Origin of the sequence: Actinoplanes sp. TBRC 11911, assembly GCF_012933445.1 — a bacterium.
GTDB lineage: Bacteria > Actinomycetota > Actinomycetes > Mycobacteriales > Micromonosporaceae > Actinoplanes.
This window is the reverse complement of record NZ_JABBNC010000016.1, coordinates 1-13,455: the sequence shown is the minus strand read 5'-3', so window position 1 is coordinate 13,455 and position 13,455 is coordinate 1. Positions and strand designations below refer to the sequence as shown.

The following is a 13,455-nucleotide window of genomic DNA, read 5'->3' as shown; positions in this document are numbered from 1 at the left end:
GCGCGGGTCGGTACCCACCGGACGAGCTGGGCTGCAGAAAGGGCCGGACGCTCGGCCGAGCCGGGCTAGCCGGGTCGTCGGGGTCCGGATAGGTCATTGCTGGACGGCGTTCTTCAGCTCGGCTATCAGGCGCGGGCTCAGCGCGCCACCGGCACGCGTCGCGAACAGCGTCATCTCGTACGCCAGCGTCCCCAGGTTCGCCGAGCGGTCCGCGATGACGCCGAGCACCGACCCCGCGCTGATCGCGGTGACCAGCAGGTAGCCCTCGGCCATGTCGATGATGACCCGGTTGAGCGCGCCCAGCCGATACCAGCTGGCCGCTCCACCGGCCAGGCTGGTAAGGCCGGACACCACGGCCGCGAGTCGCTCCGCGTTGGGCCGGTCCTTGATCGCCGACATCGCCATCAGCAGGCCGTCGGACGAGACGGCGATGGCCTCGATCACTCCCGCGGTGCCGGAGGTGAACGAGTCCAGCAGCCAGTTGAAGGTCTTCGCCTCGGCGCTCAGGTTGTTACTGGTATCGGTCGAGTAGGGGGAAGTCATCGCGGTTGTCCCTCTGGTTGCGGCTGAGTTTCGTTCAGTGCGAGTGCGACGCCGTACTCGAACTGTTCCATCAAGGCACGTGCGGCATCCGGGTCCAGCGGAGGCGCCATCGTCGGCGGGGGCGGGCTGTTCGGCTCGTCCATCGGCAGCGTCGCACCCGGTACCCGGCGCGCCAGCGGCGCGTGCCCGGCCGCCGGGGGCGACGACATGTCAGTCTCCACCGCGTCCCACTGAGCCCGGCTGACACCGGCCTCGAAGGCCTCGAACGCGGCCCGTGCGGCCACGGCGTCGTCTTGCGACGGCGGCGCGGCCGGCAGCTTGGTACCGGCTTCCATCGGCAGTTGGTTGCCCGGCACCCGCCGGCGCAGCGGGTTGGCGCCGGACGGCTGGTCCAGCGACCGGTCCGGCTGCGTCGCGTAGCGGTGGTCCTCGTCGACCCGCTGACGCGGGATCCGCGGCTGCGCCGGAGCAACGGGCGACGGCTCGGTCGTCGGGGTGGTCCACGTCGCCTGCGGTGTAGCCGGCGGCGCCGTCCAGGCCCCCGGACCGGCCGCGGGTAGCTCGGGCAGGGCGGCCGGCACGCGACCGGCCACCGGGGCCCCGAGGTCGATGGCCGGCTGCGCGGTGTCGTTGCGGTAGACCGGCTCGGGCTGGCGAGGCTCTTGGTACGGCTCCTGATAGGGCGCCTGGTAAGGCTCTTGGTACGGCTGCTGGTACGGCTCCTGGTACGGCTTTTGGAAGCCGGTCGGCTGCCCGTACGTGGCGGGCTCCTGGTAGGCGGGCCCCGGCGAGTAGACCGGCTCGGCGTCGTAGACGGGCGCCTCGATCACCGGAGCACTCGCGCGCACCGGAGCGAAGGCGTTCCACGAATGTCCGTTCTCGAGGGTCCGGGTGGCGCGTTCCAGCACCACCGGGTCGAACGGCTGCTGGCTGCCGGGCACCGAGGACCGGGCCGCGGAACCTGCGATGACCTGCGCGAACTCAGACGTGTGGTAGCCCTGCACCGGAGTCGGTGGAACCACCGAGGGGAACGGCGGCACCGCCGCGACGGTGTTGCTCTCCACCCGCGTGACCAGGTGCTGCGGGTTCAGGTCGACCCACGCCGTGATGCCGCCGCCCTGCGTCTCGCTCAGGTGCACGTCGATGCTGTGCCGGCGGGCGAGCCGGCCGACCACGAACAGGCCGAGGACCTCACTGGGCGCCAGGTCGAGGCGCTCACGGCGGGTGAGCCGTGCGTTCTCCTCGACCAGCCGCTCCGGCGGCATGCCCAGGCCCTGGTCCACGATGGCCAGCCGGACGCCGCCGCGCAGCTCGTTCGCGGTGACCGAGACGCGGGTGTGCGGCGGGGAGTACGCCGTGGCGTTCTCCATCAGCTCGGCGAGCAGCAGGATCAGGTCGGCGGGCAGCGACGGGACGACCATGATGTCGTCCGGGACGTCGACGTCCACCCGGGTGTAGTCCTCGATCTCACCGAGGGCGAGGCGGACCACGTCGGACAGCGGCAGCGGCGCCATGTGCTCGTTCGCGCCGGCCCCACCGGAGAGCACGACCAGGCTGGACGCGTTCCGGCGCAGACGGCTGGACATGTGGTCCAGCCGGTACAGCTCGCCGAGACGCTCGCTGTCGGTCTCCCGGCGTTCCAGGTTGTCGATCAGGGCGAGCTGGCGGCCGACCAGGTTCTGGGTACGGCGACCGACGTGCGCGAACATCTGCGCGACGTTGCGCCGGCCCAGCACCTGGCGTTCCACCAGCCGGACGGCGGTGGTCTGCACCCGGTCGAACGCCCGGGCCAGGTCGCCGATCTCGTCCTGGCCGGCGACGTCGACCGGGTCGAGGCGGATCGGGCGGACCGAGTCCTCCTCGTCGTCGGCCACCCTTTCGAGCTCGGCCTCGGCTTCCCGGGCGACCCGGTCGGCGGAGGCGGTCAGGCGGCGCAGCGGCCGGGCGACCGCGCGGGCCATGAACAGGCTCAGCAGGACGACGAGCAGCAGGAGCAGGATCGAGCCGCCACCGATGAGCACGGCGTCCCGGATGGCGTTGTCGCGGTTCCCCGTCACCAGGGTGTTCACGTCGGACGCGACCCGCTTCTCGACGAAACCGCTCAGCACGAGCACGGACTGCAACGACGGGAACAGCGTCTTGAGGTTCAGCTGCTGCACCGCCGCGACCGGGTTGATCGCCGCCTGGGTCAGGAAGTCCGCTCCGACACGGGACGAGAACGCGTCCTGCGCGGCCAGGTACAGGCGGTACTGCGCATCGGTGAAGTAGAGCTGTGCGTCGGTGGTCGTGTTCTGGATCTGGATCAGCGTCGACGAGAACAAACCGATCAGGGCCTGATTTTTGGAGACCGCCGCCGCGGTGAGGTAGCTGGCCGCCTGGCTGATCTGGTCGTCGGTGCGCAGCGCGCGTTCCAGCGCGAAGAGCTGACGGCCGACGCTGGTCCGCAGGTCGGCGCTCGCGGCCAGCCCGACGGCCGTGATGAGCGGCGTGGCGGCGTTGGTGAACTCGGTGACGATCTCGTCCGGGTTGATCGCCCTGTTCAGCACGTTCTGCCGGGTGTTGTCCAGCTTCGTGGCGCCACGCAGCGCGCGGCGCATGGCGTCGGACAGCTGCGAGCCGTCGTCGATCCGTTGCACCGCGTCGATCGCCTTGGCCGTCTGCAGCGTGAGGTCCGACTCGGACACCAACGGCAACCCCATGGCGAAGCCGACGGACAAGATTCGTTCGGTCTGCAGCGCCTGCAGGGCGGTGCTGACCCGGATCGCCTGGGCGACCTCGTTCGCTTCCTTCTGCGCGTCCTGCGCTGCCGAGATGCGGTCGAGGACGATCGGGACACTCAGCGCCACGACACCGAGCAGCGGGACGAGCACCAACAGGGCGAGCTTGCCCAGGATGCGGAATTTACCGAATAGCACCGGACCGCTCCCGCTGAGTCGGGTCGACCGGGCCGCCGTACTGCGGACCTTGGTCGTACGGGTTGTTGCCGTAGACAGGCCCGCCGGTCGGCATGGTCATGGCGACGTCCCGGCCGGGCTCGCCGGTGGGCCGCAGCGGCGCGACCGGCGCCGGCTCACGCCGACGGCCGAGAGTCGGCCAGATCAGGGCGAGGAGGACCAGGCCGATGGCCACCAGACCCAGCACGATCGCTTCGGTACGCCGGTAGGTGACGTTGCTCGCGCGATCGGAGAGCAGCCCGTCCATCTCCTTGAGCGTGACCCCGGAGAGGCTGTTCAACGCGGTCTGCAGGCTGCTCTGCGCGGTCGACATGGTCGCGACGTTCGGGTTACCGCCCGGGTTCGCGCCACGGATCATCGACTCGACGCCGCGCCGGAAGGCGTCCAGCGTGCTGACGAGGTTGCCGCTGAGGGTCGGGCTCTTGGTGTCGTCGACCGCGGCCTGCAGATTGTCGGTCAGGCTGTTGACCTGCGCCTGCACGGCGAGCACACTCTCGCCGAACTGCACCCCGACGTTCGCGCGGGCGCTGGCACCGCTGGTGTTCTGCAGGATGTTCGCGAGGTCGCCCATGCGGCTGACCAGCACGATCGTCGTCGGCATGTCGATCGCCGACGCCTCCTGCAGGTTCGACACGTCGTTGTCCGGGTCGCGGTTGAGGTGCGCGTTGCGGCGGATCGTGCCGTAGAGCGCGAGCATCAGGTCGGTGACCTCGCTGTGCTGCTCGTAGATGTTCAGCGCGCCGCCGTCGGCCGGCTTCGCCAACTTGTTGATCTTGTCTTGCAGCCCCGCCCAGCGGTCCTTTGTATTCAGCGAGTCACCGAGGCGGCTATCCACTTCCGACACCCGGGCGATCGCGGGTTTCAACGTGTCGGGCTGTTCCGGCACCCCCTGCAGTGCGGACGACTGGTACTCAGCGAGCGAGCTGAGCAGCGGATTCAACGCGCCCAGATACTCCACCCCCTGGCGCTCTAGCTGAGTGCTGTCGTGACGGTCCGAATTGTCCTGCCAGACGCGGGCGAAAAAGACTCCGGTCGGCACAAGCACCAAAACCGTCAGGATCACGCCAAAGGCGGAGCCTAGACGGGTTCGCCGGCTGTTCATTGCTTTCGTTCCTCCGCCATGCACGCGCGATGAGCCTTATTGGCGACTACTGTGTGTAGCCGGGTGGGCGCACGGATCCGGGCCAATCTATCCGAGAAATCCTCAAGTAGACGCTTTCCAGGGGACCGTTTTCTCTCGGCTGATCGGGGGATACAAGGTCCGACCTCTGTAGTTGTAACGGTGGTTCGCGCTCCCTTTTGGCTGCTACGAAGCCCCAGCGCAAAGCCGATCCAGGAACGAGAAGACGTTACCGCGGCGATGGTAACGGCATAGCCGCGGAACGAAAAGAGACAAGATCAGTAAAGCGCTCTGCAAATTATCGGTATCGATATCCACAGTGGGTAGTTGGGCGATCGCTCTATGGTCAAATCGCTGCGGAACGTAAGGGAGCGCATACGACAGAACGGGCTTTTCCCCGATCATGAACCGGGGAAAAGCCCAAAACGGTCAGAGCCGGGCCAGCGCCCGCCGCAGCGGATCGAGGCCCAGCGAGCCCAGGTTCAGCGCGTCGCGGTGGAAGGTTTTGAGATCGAACTCATCGCCCTTGCGCTGCCGCGTCTCCTCCCGGGCCTGCAGCCAGATGCGCTCGCCGACCTTGTAGGACGGAGCCTGACCGGGCCAGCCCAGGTAACGCTTCCATTCAAATCTCAGCACCTCGTCCGCCATCCGCGTGTGCGCCCTTAAGAACTCCCAGCCCAGCTCGGGTGTCCAGCGCTCGCCGGGGTGGAAACCGAACGGGTTGTCGCGGGGAATATCCAGCTCCAGATGCATGCCTATGTCGACAATCACACGGCATGCCCGCAATGCCTGACCGTCCAACATGCCCAGCCGGTTACCCGGATCCTCCAGGTAGCCCAGCTCGTCCATCAGGCGCTCGGCGTACAGGGCCCATCCCTCGCCGTGCCCGGAGCACCAGGACAGCAGCCGCTGCCAGCGGTTGAGCGTGTCGGCCCGCAGCATGGTCTGGCTGATCTGCAGGTGGTGGCCCGGAACGCCCTCGTGGTAGACGGTCGTGGTCTCGCGCCAGGTGGAGAACTCGGTGATCCCCTCCGGCACGGCCCACCACATCCGGCCCGGCCGGGAGAAGTCCTCGCTCGGACCGGTGTAGTAGATGCTGCCGTCGCTGGTCGGCGTGAGACACGCCTCGATCTTGCGAGCCGGCGGCTCGATGTCGAAGTGGGTGCCGTTGAGCTCCGAGATGGCCTTGTCGGCCAGCGCCTGCATCCAGTCGCGGAACGCCTCCTTACCCGGCACCTTGCGGTCCGGGTCGGCGTCGAGCACGGCGACGGCCTCGTCGACCGAGGCGCTGCCGGACCCGACGATCACGCCGGCCACCGACCGCATCTCCCGCTCCAGGCGGTCCAGCTCGGCGAAACCCCAGAGGTACGTCTCGTGCAGGTCGACCTTCGCACCGAGGAAATACTGCGAGGCCAGCGCGTACCGCTCCGGGCCCGCAGCCTCCTTCGCCCGGCCCAGCGGGGCGATCTCGGTGCGCAGGAACTCGGCGAACTCGGTGGTGGCGGCGGTCGCGGCGGCCGCACCCCGGCTCAGCTCGGCGGCGAGCGCACCGGACGCGTCGAGCCGGCCGGCCAGCCCGTGGAAGAAGTCGTCGCGGTCCGGGTCGGTCCACGCGTCACATTGCTCGGCCACGGCCAGCATCTGGGCCCGCGCGCTCACCCGGCCGGCGGCCGCCTCGTCGCGCAGCGTGCCCTTGTACTGCTCCAGGGCGGTGGGAAAGGCGTTGAGCCGGGCCGCGACGGCGGCGACCGCGTCCTCGCCGTCGGTGTTCATGATGTCGAAGACGCCCCGCAGCGAATGCAGACCGCTCGAAATGACGTTGATCTCGCTCTTGGCGAAGCCGGCATCGTACTGCTCCAGCTCCAGACCGAGACGCTCCATCATCGCGTCCTTGGCGACCTTTTCCGACTCGTGCTCCGGCTCGATCGTGTCGAGCTCGTTGAGCGTGCGCCGAGTCAGCTCGGCCTGGGCCGCGAAGCCCTCGGGTGAGAAATCATCGGTTTTGTCGTCGTGCCCCGTGATGCCGACATAGGTGGCACCGAGGGGGCTGAGCTCGGCCCAATCCTCGACATAGCGATTGGCAAGGTCGTCAATTCGTCCCACAAAGCGACCCTACGGTAAGTGTCGGGTGGCCGCTCCCCCGTTTCACTCGTGAGCTGTGGCCCATTCCAGCAGGCGGTCCGTCTCCCAGGTGTTGACCACCCGGTCGGCCGGTACGCCGCAGAGCGCGGCCCGTTCGCAGCCGTTGCGCAGCCAGTCGAGCTGGCCCGGGGCGTGCGCGTCGGTGTCGATGCTGAACAGGCAACCCGCCTCGACCGCGACGGTGAGCATCCGCTTCGGCGGGTCGAGCCGGTCCGGCCGCGAGTTGATCTCGATGGCCTTACCGTTCTCGACCACGGCGGCGATGACCTTGTCGAGGTCGAACGTGCTCGGCGGCCGGGCCCGGCCGCCACGATGCCCCCGGTCGCCCTCGCCGGCCGCGGACACCTTGCGTCCGGTCATGTGACCGAGGATGTCCAGGTGCGGGTTGGCGATCGCGGCCAGCATCCGCTTCGTCATCCGCGGCGACTCGTCGCGCAGCTTGCTGTGCACCGAACCGACCACCACGTCCAGCCGTTCGAGCAGCGCGTCCTCCTGATCCAGCGCGCCGTCCTCGAGAATGTCGACCTCGATGCCGGTGAGGATCCGGAAGCCGTCGGGCAGCCCGTCGTTGAGCTTCGCCACGTGGTCGAGCTGGCGGCGCAGCCGGTCGGCGGTCAGCCCGTGCGCCACGGTGAGCCGCGGCGAGTGGTCGGTGAGCACCAGGTATTCGTGGCCGAGCTCGACCGCGGCCAGCGCCATCTCCTCGATCGGTGAGCCGCCGTCGGACCAGTCGGAGTGGCTGTGGCAGTCGCCGCGCAGCGCCTGGCGCAGCTCGCGGGCCGCCTCGCTCAGGTCGGTGCCCTCGGTGATCTCGATCCGGCGCAGGTAGACCGGCTCCTCGCCGGCCAGCGACTCGGCGATGCACCGCGCGGTGACCTCACCGACCCCGCTCAGCTCGCTCAGCGTCCCGGCCGCGGCTCGTTGTGCCACCTCCTCGGCGGGCAGCGCGGCGATGGTGGTGGCGGCCGAGCGGAACGCGCGGACCCGGTAGGTGGCCTCGTTCGCCCGCTCCAGCATGAAGGCGATGCGACGCAGGTCGGCGACCGGATCACGAGATGCCATGGGGGCCAGCCTATTGCCGCGCCGACTAAATTTGCGGACATGCGGACGATCGACTGGGTGGACGGCGCCGTCGAGATCATCGATCAGACCGCGCTTCCCGCCGAACTGCGCGTGGTGCGGTTGGCGACGGTGCCGGAGCTGGTGGCGGCGATCCGGTCGCTCGCGGTCCGGGGCGCGCCGGCGCTCGGCGTGGCCGGTGCCTTCGGCGTGGCGCTGGCGGCCCGGTCCTTTGCCGGCGACCCGGACGCGCTGGCCGCCGCCGTTCGCGAGGTCTCGACGGCCCGGCCCACCGCGGTCAACCTGGCCCGTGGCGCGCGCCGGGCGGCCGGGAAGCTGGCCGAGGGTGCGGACGCGGTGCTGGCCGAGGCGTACGCGGTCCGGGACGAGGAGATCGCGGCCTCCCGGGCGATGGCGACGCGCGGGGCGGATCTGATGGCTTCGCTGTGCGGCTCCCGGGTGCGGCTTCTGACGCACTGCAACACCGGCGGGCTTGCCGCCGTCGTCCTGGGCACCGCCCTCGGAGTCGTCCGCGAGATGCACGAACGCGGCGCGCTTGCGTCGGTCGTCGCGAGCGAGACCCGGCCGCTCCTGCAGGGTGCGCGGCTGACCTCGTGGGAGCTGTCCCGGTGGGGCATCGAGCATCGGGTCGCGGTCGACTCGGCCGGTCCGTTCCTGATGGCCCGCGGCGAGGTGGACGCGGTCATCCTGGGCGCCGACCGGATCTGCGCCAACGGCGACGTCATCAACAAGATCGGCACGTACGCCCATGCGCTGGGCGCGCGGCGGGCCGGGCTGCCGTTCGTGGTCGTGGCGCCCGAGTCCACGGTGGATGAGCAGACCCCGGACGGCGCCTCGGTGCCGATCGAGGACCGGGGCGCGGCCGAGGTCACGGCGTGGGCCCAAGCGGCGAACCCGGCGTTCGACGTGACCCCGTACGACCTGGTCACGGCGATCGTGACGGACCGGCGGGTGATCCGCCTCGACCGCGGGGAGAAACCCTAGGCCGCGGTTTCCGGCCGGATCGCGACGACGCTGGCACGGTTTTCCGCGACCGCGGTGACCCACCCGCCGTCCCGGCCCAGGGCGAGCAGCTCGGCCACGCCGGCCGGGATCTCGTGGGGCTTGCCGGCGGCGGGCGGCCAGGCGCGGCGCGCGTCGCCGGTACGGCGCAGGTAGTCGATCAGGTCGCCGGACTCGAGGCGGTCGCGCACGGCGGCCAGCTCCTCGATCACCCGGTCCAGCGCGTTGCCGACCTCGACCCGGTTGCCCTCGACCATCGCCAGGATCAGCTCGGCGCGGGTCGCCGCGACCCGGGTGCCGTCCCGGAACGAGCCGGCCGCGAGCGTGGCGGCCAGCGGGCTGTCCGTGATCGACGCGGCCAGCACCGCGGCGAACAGGTGCGACATATGGCTTACCTCGGCGACCGCCCGGTCGTGCTCGGTGGCGGTCGCCGGGACGACCCGGGCGCCCATCGCGGTGACCAGCGCCGCGAGGGTCAGCCAGTCGTCGAGGGCGGTCTGCGGTTCGAGGCAGAGCACCCAGGCGCAGCCGTCGAACAGGCCGGGCTCGGACGCGGCGAACCCGGAGGTCTCCTTGCCGGCCATCGGGTGCCCGCCCACGTAGCGCGGCAACGAATGCTTGCGTGCCAGCTCCAGGACCGGGCCCTTGACCGAGGCGACGTCGGTGATCAGACCGTCGAACCCGGTCAGCTCGACCAGCACCTCGCCGAGCACCGGCAGCGGCACGGCTAAGGCGACCAGGTCGGCGCCCGCGACGGCGGTGCCGATCGTGTCCGCCACGGTGAAGCCGGCCCCGGCCGCACGCGAGCGCGTCGCCACGTCGGCGTCGAATCCGGTGACCCGATGCCCGCCCGCGGCGAGCGCGCGCAGTAACGAGCCGCCGATGAGCCCAAGTCCGATGACCGCGACGTTCACGGAGGAACTCTTACACACCGGTCAGGCCTTGCAGGCGTGCGCCTTCTCCCAGGAAGTGACCTCGGCCACCGGACTCTTCTGGCCGCCCTTGCGCCAGGAGTCCAGGTACGGGTACGGCCAGACCACCCCGCGCCGGACCTTCCAGTCGCCGACCTTGGCGCACGGCGGCGAGATGCCGTAATGCAGGTGGCAGACGCCGCTCGCGTTGCCGGTGTGCCCGACCTTGCCCAGCGGCTGCCCGGCGGTAACCCGGACACCGGCCTTGATGCCGTCCTGGACCTTGCTCAGGTGCGAGCCGTAATAACGCACGCCGTCGTCACCCAGCAGCGACACCGACAGGCCACCGTTGTTCGGCCCGTCCGGCGCACCCTCCTGGTAGATGTCCTTGAGGCTGATCTCCAGCACCACGCCGCTGGTCGTCGCGACCACCGGCTGGCCGCAGTCGGCGAAGATGTCGGTCGCCTTGTACCCCGAGTGGGTGGTGTGCCAGTCGGCGTTCGACGTTTTCACCGGGAAGACGTACGCCACCTTCTTCGCGGTGGGTGCGCTCGGGCTCACCGCGGTGCTCTCCGGCTTGGCGGCGCCGCTGCGCACCGGGTCGGGCGGGAACGAGGGCACCGGAGCCGGGCTCTCGGCCGCGGCGGCGAATCTCGGGGTGGGCGTGGCCGTCGGCGTGCCGGTGCCGCCGCAGCCGGCCAGCAGGGCGGCCGCCACGGTCAGGCCGGTGAATACTCCGAGCACTCGCACCGGGACATCCTGGCAGAACCGTCCGCCCCTTGACGACCGGCCGTGGATAGGCTGGGCACCGGCGAGTGACAAAGGAGGCAGGCAGCATGACCGAGCCGCAACACAAGTGGCGGTTGCCGGCCGATCCGTGGCAGTCGCCGCTGCCGGGGCAGCCTTCGCGGCCCGTCTACCGGGAGCCACATCCGATCCGGGCCGGCGCGGTCCTGGCCGGGGCCGGCGCCGCGGCGGTGTGGTTCGCGCTCTTCGGTGCCCTGGCGCGCGCCCTCGCGGCGTACGTGTGGTGGACGATCGTGGCGGCCGTCGTGGCCTGGATCGTGGCGGCGGTGCTCAGCTTTCTGGGCGATCGTGGCGTCGCGGTCGGGGTCGCTCTCGCGAGTGGTTTCGGGCTCGCGATCGCGATGACCTTCCTGGGTGTGCGGTGGATCTCCACTCAAGACTGGCCGTTGTGGTAACTGTCCCGGTTTGATCCGATTCACCGCGACGGCTTGTGCCGTCCTCGTCGCGTTCCGCACTGGGTCTTGACGAACGTCGTGACGGTAGCGAGGCTCACAAACATGCCCCCCACACCCCCACGGCTCGACCCCGATCGTCGCCGTCGCCGCCTGGAAGTCCTGGCGGCGGTCGCGCAGGCCAAGTCCCGGAGGGCCGCGCAGCCGACGCGGTCGCACGGGGCACGCCTGCGGGAGCTCATCGCCATGCGTCGTCGCCTGGTGAACTGACTTACAGTCGAATAGGGGCGTGGCGCGCGGCACCCGCCCGTCTTCCCGCTACCGTCACTCGCTGAAGATAAAAGTCGCGTGGGGGGAAATCTTGTCGACTTTCGCTGCCGCCGTTGCGCGGGGCAAGAACGGGTGGACGGCGTCCGAGCTGGACCTGTCCGGCCTCGCCGACATCGACGAGGTGGTGGACGCCATGCGCGACGCCGAACCGGACGCTGAGCTGGCACTGCTGTTCGTCGAGAGCGACGACCAGTACCTGGCGATACTGCGTCTCGACGAAGGCGAGGACCTGCGGGTCTTCGGCTCCGACTCGGCGTTCGCGGAGGAATCGCGGATCGGATCGGTGCTGCTCGGTGAGATCGAGGCGCCGGCCCTGGAGCTGGACGACCTGACCGCCGGTACCGAGGATGACGAGACCGACCGGCCCGTCGCCGATCCGGACGCCGACCCGGTCGGGGACGCCGAGCTGCTCACCGACCTCGGCATCACCGCACACCGGCTGCTGAGCCTCTGCGGCCGCGAGGGGATGCTGCCCTCCGACGTCACCGCGGAGATCTGCCAGCAGATCGGGGCCGGTGACGAGGTGGAGGAGTTACGAGAGGCGTGACCGGGTGAGCCTGCGCGCCACACCCGCGCACGAGGCGTGGATGCGGCGGGCCATCGAGGTGGCCACGTTATCGCCCGAGGACGTACCGGTGGGTGCGGTGATCCTCGGGCCGGACGGTACCGAGCTGGCCGCGGCCGGGAACGAACGGGAAGCCACCGGTGATCCGACGGCGCATGCCGAGGTGCTGGCGTTGCGCCGGGCGGCGGCACGGCTCGGCACGTGGCGGCTCGACGGGTGCACGCTGGTAGTCACGCTGGAACCGTGCACGATGTGCGCCGGGGCCTTGGTGCTGGCGCGCGTCGCGACCCTGGTGTTCGGCGCTTGGGAGCCGAAGACGGGCGCGGTGGGGTCGCTGTGGGACGTGGTGCGGGACCGGCGGCTCAATCACCGGCCCGAAGTGTATTCGTCAGTGCTCGAAGCCGAATGCGCGGCTCTGGTGCGCGGCTTCTTTCGCCGACCGGCCACCCCGGGATCCGACTGAACGCCGCGACGTCGCACTGCGCGGCGTCGCGGCGTAGAGCTCAGGAACCGCTCGCGATCGCGGTTTCCAGACCGATCCGGACCATGTCGCCGAAGCCCTGCTCACGCTGGGCCGAATCCATCTTCTCGCCGGTCTTGATGTGGTCGCTGACAGTGAGAATCGTCAATGCCTTAGCGCCGTAACGCGCGGCGATCGTGTAGATGGCGGCGGATTCCATCTCGACCGCGAGAACGCCGTATTCGGCGAGCGCGTCATAGAGGTCGGGACGGTCGGTGTAGAAAGCGTCGGCGGCCAGGATCGGGCCCACCCGCAACGGCGTGCCGTGACGCTCCGCGACGTCGGCGGCGGTGCGCAGCAGACCGAAATCGGCGACCGGGGCGTAGTCGATCAGGCCGTCGAACCGCGCACGGTTCATGTTGGAGTCGGTGGCCGAGCCGATCGCCGCGATCACGTCGCCCAGGTGGAGATCGGGGGCGAGCGCGCCGCACGAGCCGATCCGGATGACCGACTTCACGTCGTACTCGTTGATCAGCTCGTGGGTGTAGATCGAGGCGGACGGCATGCCCATGCCGGAACCCTGCACCGAGACGCGAACGCCCTGGTAGGTGCCGGTGAAGCCGAGCATGCCGCGGACCTGCGTGTAGCACTTCGCGTCCTGCAGAAAGGTCTCGGCGATCCACTTCGCCCGCATCGGGTCGCCGGGGAGGAGGACGCTCTCGGCGATGTCGCCCGGCTGCCCGCCGATATGCACGCTCATGATTCGTGCCCTTCTCGCTCGCTCATGCGCCCGATCCTGCCAGGTCAGCGCGGCGGGTCGGCGCGGGAGTCCGGTGCGGTGGGCCGGCCCCGACCGACGGACGGGTAACCCGGCGGCGGCCGCCCTCCGGCGTCTAGTAACCTACTTCGCGGTGGTGTGTCCGAGCGGCCTAAGGAGCACGCCTCGAAAGCGTGTGAGGGTTTACGCCCTCCAAGGGTTCAAATCCCTTCACCACCGCGAGTGGCAGGGGCCTGTGTCCGCAGAAAGCGCGGACCGGGCCCCTCGCCATATCTGCCGGGGGGCCGAGCCCCCCGAAACCCCGCGGTGCGGTGGTTGCGCTTCCCCCCGGAACGTTGCGCTTTCTGCGGCACGTTGTACCCCGTGGCACG

The 13,455-nt window shown here is 70.0% G+C and carries 13 protein-coding genes and 1 tRNA gene; 6 read left to right on the top strand and 8 right to left on the bottom strand.

What is annotated here, in order from left to right; translation table 11 throughout:
- Nucleotides 1-93: 93 nt before the first annotated feature.
- The 5 genes from HH310_RS21880 to HH310_RS21860 form a co-directional block, all read right to left on the bottom strand.
- Nucleotides 94-543 carry a roadblock/LC7 domain-containing protein gene (locus HH310_RS21880; protein WP_169177475.1) on the bottom strand — a complete coding sequence of 150 codons (450 nt, stop codon included), beginning with the start codon at nucleotides 541-543 and terminating at the stop codon, nucleotides 94-96.
- Nucleotides 540-3,458 (bottom strand): ATP-binding protein, encoded by a 2,919-nt coding sequence (locus HH310_RS21875; RefSeq protein WP_169177474.1) that lies wholly within the window; start codon nucleotides 3,456-3,458, stop codon nucleotides 540-542. Before HH310_RS21875 ends, HH310_RS21880 begins: the two co-directional genes overlap by 4 nt.
- Nucleotides 3,445-4,560: a hypothetical protein gene (locus HH310_RS21870; RefSeq protein ID WP_312034252.1), complete on the bottom strand. Its 1,116-nt coding sequence runs from the start codon at nucleotides 4,558-4,560 to the stop codon at nucleotides 3,445-3,447. Before HH310_RS21870 ends, HH310_RS21875 begins: the two co-directional genes overlap by 14 nt.
- Nucleotides 4,561-5,046: 486 nt before the next feature.
- The gene (locus HH310_RS21865) at nucleotides 5,047-6,720 is read right to left on the bottom strand and encodes a DUF885 domain-containing protein (protein ID WP_169177472.1); all 1,674 of its coding nucleotides are present in this window, start codon (nucleotides 6,718-6,720) and stop codon (nucleotides 5,047-5,049) included.
- Nucleotides 6,721-6,762: 42 nt separating this feature from the next.
- Nucleotides 6,763-7,821 (bottom strand): PHP domain-containing protein, encoded by a 1,059-nt coding sequence (locus HH310_RS21860; RefSeq protein WP_169177471.1) that lies wholly within the window; start codon nucleotides 7,819-7,821, stop codon nucleotides 6,763-6,765.
- Nucleotides 7,822-7,860: 39 nt separating this feature from the next.
- Between HH310_RS21860 and mtnA the strand changes: the two genes are divergently transcribed.
- A complete protein-coding gene (mtnA, locus tag HH310_RS21855; RefSeq protein ID WP_169177470.1) occupies nucleotides 7,861-8,823 on the top strand; it encodes an S-methyl-5-thioribose-1-phosphate isomerase in 963 nt (320 codons plus the stop codon).
- On the opposite strand, the gene HH310_RS21850 is transcribed toward mtnA, so the two are convergent.
- Both HH310_RS21850 and HH310_RS21845 read right to left on the bottom strand, forming a co-directional pair.
- A complete protein-coding gene (locus HH310_RS21850; RefSeq protein WP_169177469.1) occupies nucleotides 8,820-9,755 on the bottom strand; it encodes a prephenate dehydrogenase in 936 nt (311 codons plus the stop codon). The two genes, mtnA and HH310_RS21850, sit on opposite strands and share 4 nt — an antisense overlap.
- A 21-nt stretch (nucleotides 9,756-9,776) precedes the next feature.
- Complete coding sequence (locus tag HH310_RS21845) at nucleotides 9,777-10,502, bottom strand: peptidoglycan DD-metalloendopeptidase family protein (RefSeq protein WP_169177468.1); 726 nt, start codon at nucleotides 10,500-10,502, stop codon at nucleotides 9,777-9,779.
- 86 nt (nucleotides 10,503-10,588) lie between these two features.
- Between HH310_RS21845 and HH310_RS21840 the strand changes: the two genes are divergently transcribed.
- The 4 genes from HH310_RS21840 to HH310_RS21825 all read left to right on the top strand — a co-directional run bounded on the left by HH310_RS21840 (nucleotide 10,589) and on the right by HH310_RS21825 (nucleotide 12,309).
- On the top strand, nucleotides 10,589-10,954 hold the full coding sequence (locus tag HH310_RS21840) for a hypothetical protein (protein WP_169177467.1): 366 nt from the start codon (nucleotides 10,589-10,591) through the stop codon (nucleotides 10,952-10,954).
- A gap of 102 nt (nucleotides 10,955-11,056) precedes the next feature.
- On the top strand, nucleotides 11,057-11,221 hold the full coding sequence (locus HH310_RS21835; RefSeq protein WP_169177466.1) for a hypothetical protein: 165 nt from the start codon (nucleotides 11,057-11,059) through the stop codon (nucleotides 11,219-11,221).
- Between the two features lie 91 nt (nucleotides 11,222-11,312).
- The gene (locus tag HH310_RS21830; protein WP_169177465.1) at nucleotides 11,313-11,828 is read left to right on the top strand and encodes a tRNA adenosine deaminase-associated protein; all 516 of its coding nucleotides are present in this window, start codon (nucleotides 11,313-11,315) and stop codon (nucleotides 11,826-11,828) included.
- A gap of 40 nt (nucleotides 11,829-11,868) precedes the next feature.
- Nucleotides 11,869-12,309, top strand: a complete 441-nt coding sequence (locus HH310_RS21825; protein ID WP_169177597.1) for a nucleoside deaminase — start codon at nucleotides 11,869-11,871, stop codon at nucleotides 12,307-12,309.
- 40 nt (nucleotides 12,310-12,349) lie between these two features.
- On the opposite strand, the gene deoD is transcribed toward HH310_RS21825, so the two are convergent.
- Nucleotides 12,350-13,066: a purine-nucleoside phosphorylase gene (deoD, locus tag HH310_RS21820; RefSeq protein WP_169177464.1), complete on the bottom strand. Its 717-nt coding sequence runs from the start codon at nucleotides 13,064-13,066 to the stop codon at nucleotides 12,350-12,352.
- Nucleotides 13,067-13,216: 150 nt separating this feature from the next.
- On the opposite strand from deoD, the gene HH310_RS21815 reads away from it, so the two are divergent.
- Nucleotides 13,217-13,303: transfer RNA gene (locus tag HH310_RS21815), tRNA-Ser, on the top strand.
- Nucleotides 13,304-13,455: the final 152 nt, after the last annotated feature.